Origin of the sequence: Streptomyces sp. 147326 (assembly GCF_045000215.1) — a bacterium.
Classification (GTDB): domain Bacteria; phylum Actinomycetota; class Actinomycetes; order Streptomycetales; family Streptomycetaceae; genus Streptomyces.
Window position 1 is genome coordinate 7,019,631 of record NZ_CP134201.1, and the last position, 14,559, is coordinate 7,034,189.

General features: G+C 71.1%; 13 protein-coding genes. 9 read left to right on the forward strand and 4 right to left on the reverse strand.

Annotated elements, in window-relative coordinates:
- Positions 1-2 precede the first annotated feature (2 nt).
- Together RIU97_RS32270 and RIU97_RS32275 are read right to left on the reverse strand one after the other, a co-directional pair.
- On the reverse strand, positions 3-1,232 hold the full coding sequence (locus tag RIU97_RS32270; RefSeq protein WP_404961060.1) for a DUF349 domain-containing protein: 1,230 nt from the start codon (positions 1,230-1,232) through the stop codon (positions 3-5).
- Between the two features lie 190 nt (positions 1,233-1,422).
- A complete protein-coding gene (locus RIU97_RS32275) occupies positions 1,423-2,214 on the reverse strand; it encodes a peptidylprolyl isomerase (RefSeq protein ID WP_404961061.1) in 792 nt (263 codons plus the stop codon).
- A gap of 153 nt (positions 2,215-2,367) precedes the next feature.
- On the opposite strand from RIU97_RS32275, the gene RIU97_RS32280 reads away from it, so the two are divergent.
- The 5 genes from RIU97_RS32280 to RIU97_RS32300 all read left to right on the forward strand — a co-directional run bounded on the left by RIU97_RS32280 (position 2,368) and on the right by RIU97_RS32300 (position 7,025).
- Positions 2,368-3,081, forward strand: a complete 714-nt coding sequence (locus RIU97_RS32280) for an MBL fold metallo-hydrolase (protein WP_404961062.1) — start codon at positions 2,368-2,370, stop codon at positions 3,079-3,081.
- A 10-nt stretch (positions 3,082-3,091) separates the two neighbouring features.
- Positions 3,092-4,351, forward strand: a complete 1,260-nt coding sequence (hisS, locus tag RIU97_RS32285; RefSeq protein ID WP_404961063.1) for a histidine--tRNA ligase — start codon at positions 3,092-3,094, stop codon at positions 4,349-4,351.
- 127 nt (positions 4,352-4,478) lie between these two features.
- The gene (locus RIU97_RS32290) at positions 4,479-5,096 is read left to right on the forward strand and encodes a vitamin K epoxide reductase family protein (RefSeq protein WP_404961064.1); all 618 of its coding nucleotides are present in this window, start codon (positions 4,479-4,481) and stop codon (positions 5,094-5,096) included.
- A gap of 68 nt (positions 5,097-5,164) precedes the next feature.
- Complete coding sequence (locus RIU97_RS32295) at positions 5,165-6,514, forward strand: replication-associated recombination protein A (RefSeq protein ID WP_404961065.1); 1,350 nt, start codon at positions 5,165-5,167, stop codon at positions 6,512-6,514.
- Positions 6,515-6,629: 115 nt separating this feature from the next.
- Positions 6,630-7,025, forward strand: a complete 396-nt coding sequence (locus RIU97_RS32300; protein WP_404961066.1) for a hypothetical protein — start codon at positions 6,630-6,632, stop codon at positions 7,023-7,025.
- Here RIU97_RS32300 and RIU97_RS32305 read toward each other — a convergent pair.
- Complete coding sequence (locus RIU97_RS32305; protein ID WP_404961067.1) at positions 7,019-7,927, reverse strand: DUF2470 domain-containing protein; 909 nt, start codon at positions 7,925-7,927, stop codon at positions 7,019-7,021. The genes RIU97_RS32300 and RIU97_RS32305 overlap by 7 nt on opposite strands.
- Before the next feature lie 55 nt (positions 7,928-7,982).
- On the opposite strand from RIU97_RS32305, the gene rpsD reads away from it, so the two are divergent.
- A complete protein-coding gene (rpsD, locus tag RIU97_RS32310) occupies positions 7,983-8,594 on the forward strand; it encodes a 30S ribosomal protein S4 (protein WP_008740451.1) in 612 nt (203 codons plus the stop codon).
- Between the two features lie 91 nt (positions 8,595-8,685).
- On the opposite strand, the gene RIU97_RS32315 is transcribed toward rpsD, so the two are convergent.
- Complete coding sequence (locus RIU97_RS32315; RefSeq protein WP_404961068.1) at positions 8,686-10,932, reverse strand: ATP-binding protein; 2,247 nt, start codon at positions 10,930-10,932, stop codon at positions 8,686-8,688.
- A gap of 159 nt (positions 10,933-11,091) precedes the next feature.
- Between RIU97_RS32315 and RIU97_RS32320 the strand changes: the two genes are divergently transcribed.
- The 3 genes from RIU97_RS32320 to alaS are packed head-to-tail and all read left to right on the forward strand — an operon-like array spanning position 11,092 to position 14,557.
- Entirely contained in the window at positions 11,092-11,535 is a 444-nt protein-coding gene (locus RIU97_RS32320; RefSeq protein ID WP_404961069.1) for a DUF948 domain-containing protein, read from the forward strand.
- Between the two features lie 8 nt (positions 11,536-11,543).
- Positions 11,544-11,888, forward strand: a complete 345-nt coding sequence (locus RIU97_RS32325; RefSeq protein ID WP_404961070.1) for a DUF6167 family protein — start codon at positions 11,544-11,546, stop codon at positions 11,886-11,888.
- Complete coding sequence (gene alaS, locus RIU97_RS32330; protein ID WP_404961071.1) at positions 11,888-14,557, forward strand: alanine--tRNA ligase; 2,670 nt, start codon at positions 11,888-11,890, stop codon at positions 14,555-14,557. Before RIU97_RS32325 ends, alaS begins: the two co-directional genes overlap by 1 nt.
- Positions 14,558-14,559: the final 2 nt, after the last annotated feature.

Genomic DNA, 14,559 nt, shown 5'->3' on the forward strand with positions numbered 1-14,559 from the left:
CGTCAGCCCCCGAACTCCTCCAGGCCCTTCAGCGCCTGGTCCAGCAGGGCCTGGCGGCCCTCCAGCTCGCGGGCCAGCTTGTCGGCCTTCGCGTTGTTGCCGGCGGCGCGCGCCGCGTCGATCTGCTCACGCAGCTTGTCGACCGCCGCCTGGAGCTGACCCGTCAGACCGGCCGCACGCGCCCGGGCCTCCGGGTTCGTACGACGCCACTCGCCCTCCTCGGCCTCCTGGATCGCCCGCTCCACCGTGTGCATCCGGCCCTCGACCTTCGGCCGGGCGTCCCGCGGCACGTGGCCGATGGCCTCCCAGCGCTCGTTGAGGGAACGGAACGCGGCGCGGGCCGCCTTCAGGTCCGTGATCGGGACGAGCTTCTCGGCCTCGTCGGCCAGCTCCTCCTTCAGCTTCAGGTTCTCGGTCTGCTCGGCGTCGCGCTCCGCGAACACCTCGCTGCGCGCCGCGAAGAACACGTCCTGCGCACCGCGGAAACGGTTCCACAGGTCGTCCTCGGACTCGCGCTGCGCACGGCCCGCCGCCTTCCAGTCCGCCATCAGCTCGCGGTAGCGGGCGGCCGTCGGACCCCAGTCGGTCGACTTCGACAGCGACTCGGCCTCCGCGACCAGCCTCTCCTTGACCTTGCGGGCATCCTCGCGCTGCGCGTCCAGCGAGGCGAAGTGAGCCTTGCGGCGCTTGGAGAAGGCGGAACGGGCGTGCGAGAACCGGTGCCACAGCTCGTCGTCCGACTTGCGGTCCAGGCGCGGCAGCCCCTTCCAGATGTCCACCAGGGCGCGCAGCCGCTCGCCGGCGCTGCGCCACTGGTCGCTCTGCGCGAGCTGCTCGGCCTCGACGACCAGCGCGTCCTTGGCCGCACGGGCCTCGTCCGTCTGCTTCGCCTTCTGGGCCTTGCGCTCCTCGCGCCGCGACTCCACCGTCTCGACCAGCTTGTCCAGCCGCACGCGCAGGGCGTCGAGGTCGCCCACGGCGTGGTGCTCGTCGACCTGAGTGCGCAGGTGGTCGATCGCCGTCTGCGCGTCCTTGGCGGACAGATCAGTGGTCCGCACCCGCTTTTCGAGGAGGCCGATCTCGACCACCAGGCCTTCGTACTTGCGCTCGAAATAGGCCAGGGCCTCCTCAGGGGTGCCCGCCTGCCACGAACCGACGACCTGCTCGCCCTCGGAAGTACGCACGTACACGGTGCCCGTCTCGTCGACTCGGCCCCACGGGTCGCTGCTCACAGCGCCTCCTCCACCTGATGCCTGCGAGGGGTTCACCCCCTGGGCATCGTCCACAGTTTCCTGGGGCGGGCAGCGCCCGCCCTGCACAACGCCAACATAGGCGACCGCCGGGCCGGCTGTCCGCATCCCGCACGACGGAATATCGACGTACGGGCGGCGGGCCGGCAAGGCCCGGGGCTGCCGCATCCCGTCAGTTCTGGGTGACGGTGCCCTTCTCGATCTTGACCTCGGTCTTCGGCGCGCCGTCCTGGCCGCCGTCGGCCGTACCGGCCTTGGCGATGTCCTCCAGGACCTTCAGGCCGGCCGCGTCGATCTTGCCGAACGGGGTGTACGACGGCGGCAGCGGGCTGTCCTTGTAGACCAGGAAGAACTGGCTGCCGCCCGAGCCGGGCTGACCCGTGTTGGCCATCGCCACCGTGCCCGCCGGGTAGACGACCTTGCCCTGGTCGTTGGCCTTGCCGAGCGAGTCCAGGTTCTCGTCCGGGATGTTGTAGCCCGGGCCGCCCATGCCGGTGCCCTCGGGGTCGCCGCACTGGAGCACGAAGATCCCGCCGGCCGTCAGCCGGTGGCACTTCGTGTTGTCGAAGTACTTCTTGTCGGCGAGCGACTTGAACGAGTTGACGGTCTGCGGGGTCTTCGCCGCGTCCATCGTGAAGTTGATGTCGCCCGCGCTCGTCTTCAGGGCGAAGGTGTACTTCGCCTTCTGGTCGATCGCCATCTCCGGCGAGGGGGACTGCTTGGGCTCGGGCGTCGACGGCGAGGCCGACGGGTTCGCCGCCGGGTCCGCGGCCTGGTCCTTCTTGTCCTTGTCGAAGACACCGCCCACGATCAGGCCGACCAGCGTCGCGACCACCACGGCCACCGCCGCGCCGATCACCGCCGCACGCTGGCGCGACTTCTTGCGGGCCTCGGCCCGGCGTGCCTGCTGGCGCTCGTACTTCTCCCTGGCGAGCTGTCGCCGCCGCTGATCGCTCGTGACCACGGGGTCGTCTCCTTGTGCGTGTCTGGTACTGCTGTCCGGGCTGGGATAGGCCGTACCGTATATGGGTTCGCTGTGTAATGAGCGGCGCCGGTAGGCTCTGAGCAGCAGGATTCCGACCTGCAGCCTCCCGCCGGACGACGATTGAGGACGAACGTGCTGATTGCCGGGTTCCCCGCAGGAGCCTGGGGGACCAACTGTTACGTGGTCGCCCCCGCCGCCGGTGAGGAGTGCGTCATCATCGACCCGGGCCACCAAGCCGCTCAGGGTGTCGAGGAGACGCTGAAGAAGCATCGGCTCAAGCCCGTCGCGGTCGTGCTGACCCATGGCCACATCGATCATGTGGCCTCGGTGGTCCCGGTGTGCGGAGCACACGGCGTACCGGCCTGGATCCACCCCGAGGACCGCTACATGATGAGCGACCCGGAGAAGGCCCTCGGCCGCTCCATCGGGATGCCGCTCATGGGCGAGCTGACCGTGGGGGAGCCCGACGACGTCCGCGAACTGGCCGACGGCGCCGCGCTGAAATTGGCCGGAATGGACTTCTCCGTGGCGCACGCACCGGGGCATACCAAGGGGTCGGTGACCTTCCGGATGCCCGAGCTGGCCGACGTCCCGCCGGTCTTCTTCTCGGGCGACCTGCTCTTCGCCGGCTCCATCGGACGCACCGACCTGCCCGGCGGCTCCCACGCCGAGATGCTCGAATCGCTGGGCCGCGTGTGCCTGCCGCTCGACGACTCGACCGTGGTGCTGTCCGGCCACGGTCCCCAGACCACCATCGGCCGCGAGCGCGCGACCAACCCGTACTTGCGGGAAGTCGCCGCCGGCCTGGCAGCGGACCCGACAGCCGCTCCACGACGAGGAATGTGACGAGACTTCCGTGAGCACCTTCAAGGCCCCCAAGGGCACGTACGACCTGATCCCGCCGTTCTCGGCGAAGTACCTCGCGGTGCGCGACGCGATCTCCCTCCCGCTGCGCAAGGCCGGGTACGGCTACATCGAGACGCCCGGCTTCGAGGACGTGAACCTCTTCGCGCGCGGTGTCGGCGAGTCCACCGACATCGTGACCAAGGAGATGTTCACCCTCACCACGAAGGGCGGCACCAACCTCGCCCTGCGCCCGGAGGGCACCGCCTCCGTTCTGCGCGCGGCGCTGGAGGCCAGCCTGCACAAGCAGGGCAACCTTCCGGCCAAGCTCTGGTACTCCGGCTCGTACTACCGCTACGAGCGCCCGCAGAAGGGCCGCTACCGTCACTTCTCGCAGGTGGGTGCCGAGGCGATCGGTGCCGAGGACCCGGCGCTTGACGCCGAGCTGATCATCCTGGCCGACCAGGCCTACCGCACGCTCGGCCTGTCGAACTTCCGCATCCTGCTGAACTCGCTGGGCGACAAGGAGTGCCGCCCGGTGTACCGGGAGGCGCTGCAGTCCTTCCTGCGCGGGCTGGACCTCGACGAGGAGACCGTCCGCCGGGCCGAGATCAACCCGCTGCGCGTCCTCGACGACAAGCGCACCGACGTACAGAAGCAGCTGGTCGGTGCCCCGGTGCTGCGCGACTACCTGTGCGACGCGTGCAAGGCGTACCACGAGGAGGTCCGCGAGCTGATCACGGCGGCCGGAGTGGCCTTCGAGGACGACGAGAAGCTGGTGCGCGGGCTGGACTACTACACCCGCACCACCTTCGAGTTCGTCCACGACGGTCTCGGCGCGCAGTCCGCGGTCGGCGGCGGCGGCCGCTACGACGGCCTGTCCGAGATGATCGGCGGACCGGCGCTGCCGTCCGTGGGCTGGGCGCTCGGCGTGGACCGTACGGTGCTGGCCCTGGAGGCCGAGGGCATCGAGCTGGACATCCCGGCGGCCACGGCGGTCTTCGCGGTGGCCCTGGGCGCGTCCAAGCCGACGCTGTTCGGGCTGGTGACGGAGCTGCGCAAGGCGGGCGTGGCCGCGGACATGTCGTACGGCGGCAAGGGCCTCAAGGGCGCCATGAAGGACGCCAACCGCAGCGGTGCGCGCTTCGCGATCGTCGCGGGCGACCGGGACCTGGCGGAAGGCGTGGTCCAGGTCAAGGACATGGAGTCCGGCGAGCAGGCTCCGGTGGCGCTGGCCGAGGTGGTCGGGGTACTGCGGGCGAAGCTGGCCTGATCCGGCGGTCGTCCGGTGCGAAGAGGTGGGGGCCGCTGTGCGGACCCCACCTCTTTTCGCTGCACTCACAGCCCGGTACGGCACAATGGCCGGTGCTTGTTGACCTTGTAGATGTGGAGCGGGCGGTATGACGACGACACGAGGTACGGACGCGGACACCGCCCGGGGGACCGTCGGCGGCAGCCGGGCGCTGGCCCTGCTGCTGGTGATCACGGGGGCCGCCGGCCTGCTGGCCGCCTGGGTGATCACGATCGACAAGTTCAAGCTGCTGGAGGACCCGAACTTCACGCCGGGCTGCAGCCTGAACCCGGTCGTCTCCTGCGGCAACATCATGAAGAGCGACCAGGCCGCAGTCTTCGGCTTCCCGAACCCCATGCTCGGGCTGGTCGCCTACGGCATCGTGATCTGCGTCGGCATGAGCCTGCTGGCCGGGGCCCGGTTCCGCCCCTGGTACTGGCTGACGCTGAACGCGGGCACCCTCTTCGGCGTCGTCTTCTGCGCCTGGCTCACCTACCAGTCGCTCTACAACATCAACTCGCTCTGCCTCTGGTGCTCCCTGGCCTGGGTCGCCACGATCTTCATGTTCTGGTACGTCACCTCGCACAACGTCCGCGCGGGCATGCTGCCGGCTCCGGGCTGGCTCAAGGGCTTCCTCGACGAGTTCACCTGGGTGCTGCCGGTGCTGCACGTCGGGATCATCGGAATGCTGATCCTGACCCGCTGGTGGGACTTCTGGACCTCCTGACCTCCTGACTTCTTGGCCTCGACCTGACGGCGGGCGGCCCTGTCGGTGGGCTCGCATAGGCTTCCTGTGTGGAACCAGACCTGTTCACCGCCGCTGCCGAAGAACGCCAGGAGAAGGACCCCGCGAGTTCCCCGCTCGCCGTCCGGATGCGCCCGCGCACCCTGGACGAGGTCGTCGGCCAGCAGCACCTGCTGAAGCCCGGTTCGCCGCTGCGGCGGCTGGTCGGGGAAGGGGCGGGCGGCCCGGCCGGTGCCTCGTCGGTGATCCTCTGGGGCCCGCCCGGCATCGGGAAGACCACCCTCGCGTACGTGGTCAGCCAGGCCACGCAGAAGCGTTTCGTGGAACTCTCCGCCATCACCGCGGGCGTCAAGGAGGTACGGGCGGTCATCGAGGGCGCCCGGCGCGCGGCCGGCGGCTACGGCAAGGAGACCGTCCTCTTCCTCGACGAGATCCACCGCTTCAGCAAGGCCCAGCAGGACTCGCTGCTCCCGGCCGTCGAGAACCGCTGGGTGACGCTGATCGCGGCGACCACGGAGAACCCGTACTTCTCGATCATCTCCCCGCTGCTGTCGCGTTCGCTGCTGCTGACGCTGGAACCGCTGACGGACGAGGACCTGAGCGCGCTGATGCGGCGGGCGCTCGCCGAGGAGCGGGGCCTGGGCGGGGCGGTCACCCTGCCCGAGGACGCGGAGGCGCACCTGCTGCGGATCGCCGGCGGCGACGCCCGGCGGGCCCTGACGGCGCTGGAGGCGGGGGCCGGATCGGCCATCGCCAAGGGTGAGGCGGAGATCACCCTGGAGACGGTCGAGGAGGCGGTCGACCGCGCCGCCGTCCGCTACGACCGTGACGGCGACCAGCACTACGACGTGGCGAGCGCGCTGATCAAGTCGATCCGGGGCTCGGACGTGGACGCCGCACTGCACTACCTCGCCCGGATGATCGACGCGGGGGAGGACCCGCGGTTCATCGCGCGCCGCCTGATGATCTCGGCGAGCGAGGACATCGGCCTCGCGGATCCGACGGCCCTGCCGCTCGCGGTGGCCGCGGCCCAGGCGGTGGCGATGATCGGCTTCCCGGAGGCCGCGCTGACCCTCTCGCACGCGACGATCGCGCTGGCGCTGGCCCCGAAGTCGAACACCGCCACGACCGCCATCGGCGCGGCGCTGGCCGACGTACGGGCCGGGCTGGCGGGGACGGTCCCGGCGCACCTGCGCGACGGGCACTACAAGGGCGCGGCGAAGCTGGGGCACGCGCAGGGGTACGTGTACCCGCACGACGTCCCGGGCGCGATCGCGGCGCAGCAGTACGCGCCGGACGAGCTGCACGGCAAGCGGTACTACGAGCCGACGCGCTACGGAGCCGAAGCCCGCTACGCGGACGTGGTGGAAAAGGTCCGCGAACGGCTGCGCGGAGCCTGACCTCTGCGGCTTCAGCCCCGCCGGCGTTCGAGGCGCGGGCGCGGAGCGCCGTGCAGTGACGCGGGGAGGGCGCCGCCTAGGCTCACGGCATGCGACGCCTGCTCTGCTCATCGCCGTGGCGGCAGTGCTCCTGCTCGGCGGATGTCACCACGACACCGCCCCGCGCGCGGTGGTGCCGCTGGCAGGGGCCGGGTTTCCGCCCGACGCCCGGACGGCCGAGGCGCAGCTGGGCGGGCCGGCGGTCGCGTGGGGGCGGAACTGGGAGACGTACAAGCGGGAGAACTTCGGCCGGTACTGGTCCGACGAGACCGATGCCGTCGGCGGGCGCAACGGCTGCGACACCCGTGACGACGTAGGCAGCAGGACGGCCGACAAGTGGCAGCCGCCGCGGCAGGAGTACCGGTGCGAGTACGCGCGCCGGTACACCGGCATCAAGGCCAGGTACCGGCTCTCCGTCACCCCGCCCGAGAAGCTCGCGCTCCAGCGGATGCCGGCCGCCTGTCCTCAGTGAGAGGCCGCCGTCAAGAGCGTGTGCATCGCCCGCCGCAGGCCGCAGATGTCCGTCACCGGCTCCGGGAAGTCGAAGCGCGCGTCGAAGGAGCCGGCGGCGCCGCCCGTGAAGCGGACGCGCAGGCCCAGGCGGTCCAGGGAGAGGGGGACGGCGCTCATGCCGCGGGCCCCGCGCGGGCCGAGCAGGCCGCACAGCTCGCCGATCCGGTCCCCGTGGGCCGCGTGCAGGTGCTGCAGCAGCTCCGTCTCGTGGGCGACCATCGGGTCCGGCTCCGCCGCGGCCAGGTCCTCCGGGTCCACGTGCTCGGCTCCCCACAGGTCGTCCACCGAGATCTCGCCGACCTCCAGCCGCAGCATCATCCACGCCGGGCGGGCCGAGTACGGGAGGTCCGAGGCCTCCGACAGCCCCAGCAGCTCGCCCACCGGGTGGCGCTCCGCGAGCAGCGCCGCGCAGGCCGCGCGGTCGTCACCGCGCACCGGCGTCAGCCACCCGGCCAGCCAGGCGCGACCTCGGATACGATGTGGGACGGACACCGGCGCCACGTCCGTGATCTCGATCACGGCGGTGAGGTCGTCGTCCTGGGCGTGAGCGGCTGCTCTGGCAGCCGTGGATTCCCCGTAAACAAGGAGAATCACGTCCCCGTCCGGGGTGACGGTCCGTGCGGCCGGCATCCCTGTCCCGAACTCCTCGTGCTCGTGACCGTCACGAGCACCGATGAGCGTGAGGGATACTGAGGCGTTGGACTCTACGAGGGTTCGTACGCGTTCGGCTCCGGTGAGCTGCCGAACGCCTTCCCTGGGACGCGGCTGACCTTGCTTATCGTCGTCGAAAGCAGATTCTGTTTCGTTGGAATCTGAACTTCGATGCGCACTGGGCAGGGGGATCCCATGTGGTCGAGACATTACGTCCTCCTCGCTAAGGTAAGCCTCACCTAACTTACATGGAGGTAGGTTCCACGTGAACCAGAAGCGACCCAAGGTCAAGAAGTCGCGTGCCCTCGGCATTGCGCTGACCCCGAAGGCCGTCAAGTACTTCGAGGCCCGCCCCTACCCGCCGGGCGAGCACGGCCGTGGCCGCAAGCAGAACTCGGACTACAAGGTTCGTCTGCTGGAGAAGCAGCGTCTGCGCGCTCAGTACGACATCTCTGAGCGTCAGATGGCCCGCGCGTACGACCGCGCCAAGAAGGCCGAAGGCAAGACGGGCGAGGCGCTTGTCGTCGAGCTCGAGCGTCGTCTCGACGCCCTGGTTCTGCGTTCGGGCATCGCCCGCACCATCTACCAGGCCCGCCAGATGGTCGTTCACGGCCACATCGAGGTCAACGGTGACAAGGTCGACAAGCCGTCGTTCCGTGTCCGCCCGGACGACGTCATCACCGTGCGCGAGCGCAGCCGCGAGAAGGTTCCGTTCCAGGTTGCCCGTGAGGGTGGCTACGCAGGCGAGGGCGAGACCCCGCGCTACCTGCAGGTCAACCTGAAGGCCCTGGCCTTCCGCCTGGACCGCGACCCGAACCGCAAGGAAATCCCGGTCATCTGCGACGAGCAGCTCGTCGTCGAGTACTACGCCCGCTGATGCAGGCCTAGTCTCACTGGCTGGTCAGCCCGCCGTCCCCTCCGGGGGGCGGCGGGTTTTCCCGTTCACGGGCCCGCCCCGGCCCGGCGGACTACGGCTGGTCCGCCGCCGCCGCGCGGCGCGACGTCCGCGGGCCGCCCGCCCCGCCCCGTCCTGCCTGCCGGGACACCCAAGCCCTGACCCCGCGCTCACCGGGGCCGCGCTGCGCCCGCCCCACCAGGGCCTCGCGGCTCAGCTCCCGCCCCTCGGCCGCGTACGCCGCGTACCGCTCGGCACCCAGCAGCTCGCCCGCACGCTCCAGGCACATCAGCCGCGGGGCGTTGAAGTACCCCGAGCCGAACAACTGCAGCCCCACCCCGCCCCACATCGGCTCCGCCGCCCCCTGCAGCAGCGCCGCCTCGGCCGGATCGCCCTCCGCGACCGTGACCAGGGCCAGCAGCTCCAGCGCGAGCACCAGCCCGACCAGATCGTGGAAGGCGTGGTTGATCGCCACGCACTCGTTGAGCAGCCGCCGGGCCTCCGGCGCGTCCCCCGCGTCCAGGGCCGCGTACGCGAGCACGTACAGGGCGTACGCCTTCGTCCAGCGCTCCCCGCGCTCCTCACAGATCTCCCGGACCTCGCGGCACAGCGCGAGCGCGCCCGGCAGCTCGCCCTGGAAGGCCAGCGCCATCCCCAGTTCCACCTGGCACATCAGCACGTTGCTGTTGAGCTCCCCGACCGCCCGGTACCGCTCCAGCGCCGTGCCCAGCAGCTCCCGGGCCCGGGCCATGTCGTCCGAGACCAGCGCCAGACAGCCCAGCCGGTGCACCGCGTAGGCCGAGGCGAGGGCGTTCCCGCTCTGCGCCGCCGCGTCCCGGCACTCGTGCAGGGCGCTCATCGAGGCCGCCGCGTCCCCCTGCAGGGCCGCGACGTAGCCCAGTACCCACAGGGCCTTGAGCCGCGAGTTCTCGTACTCCGTCGGTACCCCGCCCGTGGGCTCCAGGGTCCGGTCCAGCCAGTGCCGCCCCTCGGTCAGGCGCCCGCAGCCCGCCCAGTAGAACCACAGGGTGCCCGCCAGGTACTGGGCCAGGTGCACCTCGTCCGGCTCGTCCAGGCAGCACTCCAGGGCGAGCCGCAGATTCGGCAGCTCCGCCTCCACCAGCGCGGCGACCTCCGGCTGGCGCGGGCTGAACCAGTCCAGCTCGCACCAGGTCGCCAGCCCCGTGTACCAGTCCCGGTGCCGCCTGCGCAGCCGCCGGGCGTCGCCCAGCGACCCCAGCCAGCCCGCCCCGTACACCCGTACGGTCTCCAGCATCCGGAAGCGGACCCCGGCGGCCGTCTCCTCGCGGACCAGCAGGGACTGGTCCTGGAGCTCCCCGACGAGGTCCAGTACGTCCTCCACCGGCAGGTCCGGGCCCGAGCACACGTATTCGGCGGCGTCCAGGTCGAACTGCCCGGCGAACACCGACAGCCGTGCCCACAGCAGCCGCTGCGCGGGCGTGCACAGCTCGTGGCTCCAGCCGATCGCCGTACGCAGCGCCCGGTGCCGGGGCAGCGCCCCGCGCGCACCGCCCGTCAGCAGCGCGAAGCGGTTCTCCAGCCGGGCCAGCACCTGCTCGGGCGACAAGGTCCGCAGCCGGGCCGCCGCCAGCTCCAGGGCGAGCGGGATCCCGTCGAGGCGCTCGCACACCTCGACCAGCGCGTCCCGGTTCGCCGCGGTCACCGCGAAGGCCGGATCGGCCGCGCCGGCCCGCGCCGCCAGCAGGGCCAGCGCCTCCTCCGGGACCGGCGGGGCCAGCGGGAAGGCCAGCTCCCCGGCCAGGGCGAGCGGGCGCCGGCCCGCCGCCAGCACCCGCAGGCCGGGGGAGCGGCGCAGCAGATCCCCCACCAGGTCCGCGGTCTCGTCGACCAGTTGCTCGAAGCCGTCCAGGACCAGCAGCAGCCGCCGTCCGGCCAGGTGCTCGGCCAGGACGGTCCGGGGCGGCCGCGTGGTGTGGTCGGTCAGCCCGAGCGCCTCGGAGACGGTCAGCTCCAGCAGCGCGGGATCCCGTACGGAGGCCAGCTCGGCCAGCCACACCCCGTCGCCGTGCCGGTCCTGCGCCGCCCGCGCCGCGAGCGTCCCCTCCGCCCCTTGCGCTCCCTGCGTTCCCCGGGCCCCCTGCGCCGCCTCGGCGGCCGACCGGGCGGCCGCGAGCACGAGCCGGGACTTGCCCACCCCGCCCACGCCGGTCACCGTCACCAGCCGGGAGGAGTCCAGGAGCCGTCCCAGCTCGGCGAGTTCGGCACCCCGCCCGATGAACCGGCCCAGCTCCGAGGGAAGATTGCCCCAGGGCCCGTCGCGCAGGGGTCTGTGTCGCATGGGACACGGAGGGTACTGGTCCGGATGCATTGCGTTCAAGGCGGTGCCTTCCGACCCCCTATTCCGGTACGGCCGGGGATCCCCGGCGCGATAGGGTCGGAGGATCGTTGAGGAATCGGTGCAGCCGGCAGTTCAGGCGCAGACAGAGAGCGGTGTGACGTGTCCGGTGTAGAGGTGGCCGGGATCATCGTGGCCGTCTTCTGGGCCATCCTGATCTCCTTCCTCGCCGTGGCGCTGGCGAGGCTGGCCCAGGTGCTCAGGGCGACCACCAAGCTGGTGGCCGACGTGACCGATCAGGCCGTTCCGCTGCTGGCCGACGCCTCCACGACCGTCCGCTCCGCGCGCACCCAGCTGGACCGGGTCGACGCCATCGCGAGCGACGTCCAGGAGGTCACCTCCAACGCCTCCGCACTGTCCTCCACCGTGGCCACCGCCTTCGGCGGGCCGCTGGTGAAGGTCGCGGCCTTCGGCTACGGCGTCCGCAAGGCGCTGGGCAAGGGGGATGCCGCGACGCCGGGCGGCATGCCGCCGAAAGCATCCCGACGTAACGTGATCGTTGGCCGTACGGTGCCGCCCGCCCGGCGCCGGAAGCAGAAGGGCTGAGACCGCCGATGTTCCGCCGAGCCTTCTGGTTCACCGCAGGCGCAGCCGCCGGCGTGTGGGCCACCACCAAGGTCAACCGTCAGCTCAAGAAGCTGACTCCGGAGAGTCTCGCAGCCCAGGCGGCCGACAAGGCCGTGGAGGCGGGTCACCGCCTCAAGGACTTCGCCCTCGACGTCAAAGCGGGAATGACGCAGCGCGAGGACGAGCTGAACGACGCACTGGGGCTCCACCAGGACCCCGACCGGCCCGACAACGTCACCGCCCTTCCCGGGCCGCGGCGGCTGCGGGCCATCGAGAACGACCACACCACCCACCGACCAACGTTTTCGCACGACCGGAATGAGGACCACTGATGGAGTCGGCTGAAATTCGCCGCCGCTGGCTGAGCTTCTTCGAGGAGCGCGGTCACGCCGTTGTCCCTTCGGCGTCGCTCATCGCGGACGACCCGACTCTGCTGCTGGTCAACGCGGGCATGGTCCCCTTCAAGCCGTACTTCCTCGGCGAGACCAAGCCCCCGGCCCCCCGCGCCACCAGCGTGCAGAAGTGCGTCCGTACGCCGGACATCGAAGAGGTCGGCAAGACCACCCGCCACGGCACGTTCTTCCAGATGTGCGGCAACTTCTCCTTCGGGGACTACTTCAAGGAAGGCGCCATCAAGTACGCCTGGGAGCTGCTCACCAGCTCCGTGGCGGACGGCGGCTACGGCCTCGAGCCGGAGAAGCTCTGGATCACCGTCTACCTCGACGACGACGAGGCCGAGCAGATCTGGCGCGAGAAGATCGGCGTTCCCGCCGAGCGCATCCAGCGCCTGGGCAAGAAGGACAACTTCTGGTCCATGGGCGTCCCGGGTCCCTGCGGCCCGTGCTCGGAGATCAACTACGACCGCGGCCCGGAGTTCGGCGTCGAGGGCGGCCCGGCCGTCAACGACGAGCGCTACGTGGAGATCTGGAACCTGGTCTTCATGCAGTACGAGCGCGGCGCCGGCGACGGGAAGGAAGACTTCCCGATCCTCGGCGACCTGCCGTCGAAGAACATCGACACGGGTCTCGGCCTCGAACGCCTCGCGATGATCCTGCAGGGCGTGCAGAACATGTACGAGACCGACACCCTGCGCGTGGTCATGGACAAGGCCACCGCCCTGACCGGCGTGCAGTACGGCGCCGCCCCGGGCACCGACGTGTCGATGCGCGTGGTCGCCGACCACATCCGCACCTCCGTGATGCTCATCGGCGACGGCGTCACCCCCGGCAACGAGGGCCGCGGCTACGTGCTGCGCCGCATCATGCGCCGTGCCATCCGCAACATGCGCCTCATGGGCGCCACGGGCCCGGTCGTCCAGGACCTCGTCGACGTCGTGATCAACACGATGGGGGAGCAGTACCCGGAGCTGGTCACCGACCGCAAGCGCATCGAGACCGTCGCGCTCGCCGAAGAGGCCGCCTTCCTGAAGGCCCTCAAGGGCGGAACGAACATCCTCGACACCGCCGTGACCGAGACCAAGGCCGCCGGCGGCACCGTCCTCTCCGGCGACAAGGCGTTCCTGCTCCACGACACCTGGGGCTTCCCGATCGACCTCACCCTGGAGATGGCCTCCGAGCAGGGCCTCTCCGTGGACGAGACCGGCTTCCGCCGCCTGATGCAGGAGCAGCGCGACCGTGCCAAGGCCGACGCCAAGGCCAAGAAGACCGGCCACGCGGACATGTCCGCCTACCGGGAGATCGCCGACGGCTCCGGCGCCACCGAGTTCACCGGCTACGCCACCACCCAGGGCGAGTCCACCATCGTCGGCCTCCTGGTCAACGGCGTCTCCGCGCCCGCCGCCTCCGAGGGCGACGAGGTCGAGGTCGTCCTCGACCGCACCCCCTTCTACGCCGAGGGCGGCGGCCAGCTCGCCGACCAGGGCCGCATCAAGCTCGACACGGGCGCCGTCATCGAGGTCCGCGACGTCCAGCAGCCCGTCCCCGGTGTCTCCGTGCACAAGGGCTCCGTCCAGGTCGGCGAGGTGACGGTGGGCGCCTCCGCGTACGCCGCCATCGACATCAAGCGCCGCCGGGCCATCGCCCGCGCCCACTCGGCCACCCACCTGACCCACCAGGCGCTGCGCGACGCCCTCGGCCCGACCGCCGCCCAGGCCGGTTCGGAGAACTCCCCGGGCCGCTTCCGCTTCGACTTCGGTTCGCCGAACGCCGTTCCCGGCTCGGTCCTCACCGACGTCGAGCAGAAGATCAACGACGTGCTCTCGCGCGAGCTGGACGTCACCGCCGAGATCATGAGCATCGACGAGGCCAAGAAGCAGGGCGCCATCGCCGAGTTCGGCGAGAAGTACGGCGAGCGCGTGCGCGTCGTCACCATCGGCGACTTCTCCAAGGAGCTGTGCGGCGGCACGCACGTCGGCAACACCTCCCAGCTGGGCCTGGTGAAGCTGCTCGGCGAGTCCTCCATCGGCTCCGGCGTGCGCCGCGTCGAGGCCCTCGTCGGCGTGGACGCGTACAACTTCCTCGCCAAGGAGCACACGGTCGTCGCCCAGCTCCAGGAGCTGGTCAAGGGCCGTCCGGAGGAGCTGCCGGAGAAGATCGCCTCCATGCTCGGCAAGCTGAAGGACGCCGAGAAGGAGATCGAGAAGTTCCGCGCGGAGAAGGTCCTGCAGGCCGCCGCCGGTCTCGCCGCGAACGCCCAGGACATCCACGGCGTCGCCCTGGTCGTCGGCCAGGTGGCGGACGGCATCGGCGCCGACGACCTGCGCAAGCTGGTCCTCGACGTCCGCGTCCGGATCCCCGGCGACCGTCCGGCGGTCGTGGCCCTGTTCACCGTGGCGGGCGGCCGCCCGCTGACCGTCATCGCCACCAACGAGGCGGCCCGCGAGCGCGGCCTCAAGGCCGGCGACCTGGTCCGTACGGCCGCCAAGACCCTCGGCGGCGGCGGTGGCGGCAAGCCGGACGTCGCCCAGGGCGGCGGCCAGAACCCGGCCGCCGTCCCGGAGGCCATCAGCGCCGTCGAGCGCCTCGTCGTCGAGACGGCCTGACG